The 658-nt window shown below is 52.1% G+C and carries 1 pseudogene; it reads left to right on the top strand.

The window, feature by feature from the left end:
* Positions 1–658: pseudogene (locus CIK04_RS28725) on the top strand (thiamine pyrophosphate-dependent enzyme); the annotation flags it as partial.

Below are 658 nucleotides of genomic sequence, written 5' to 3'. Positions count from 1 at the left end.
GCGTCTTGTCCAATTTTACCGCGACATGCTCATCACCAGAGCGTACGACAATAAAGCGGTGGCGCTACAAAGAACGGGGAAACTTGGCACCTACCCATCCCACCTTGGCTCTGAAGCATTTGGGGTTGGCATTGGTCACGCGCTCAAACCTTCTGACGTATTCATTCCTTACTATCGAGACATGCCCGCCATGTGGGTTCGTGGTATTGGCATGGAGAAAAACCTGCAATATTGGGGCGGAGATGAACGCGGCAGCGATTTTTGTCCCGAAGAAAGTCACTTACACTGCGCTGATTTACCCTTCTGTGTTCCCATTGCCACCCAATGCACGCACGCCGTTGGCGTTGCCTCCGCGCTCAAAATTCAAGGTAATCATGACGCCGGCTTTGGTACCGTGTGGCTGATGGGGCAACCTCCAAAGGCGATTTTTTGGAATCCATTAACTGCGCGGGCGTATGGCATTTACCTTTAGTGTTTGTCGTTAACAACAACCAGTGGGCGATCTCCGTTCCTCGTCAGTTGCAATGTGCGGCAGATTTGCTGTCAGAGAAAGCCAAAGGAGCTGGCATTCCCGGAATCACCGTGGATGGCAATGACGTAGTCGCTGTTTACGATGCCGTTAACAACGCTTTGGACAGAGCAAGGAAAGGCAAGGCGC

The sequence above is a fragment of the Vibrio sp. 03_296 genome (assembly GCF_002265885.1).
Note: the sequence above shows the minus strand (reverse complement) of the source record. Positions and strands in the feature narration are given on the sequence as shown.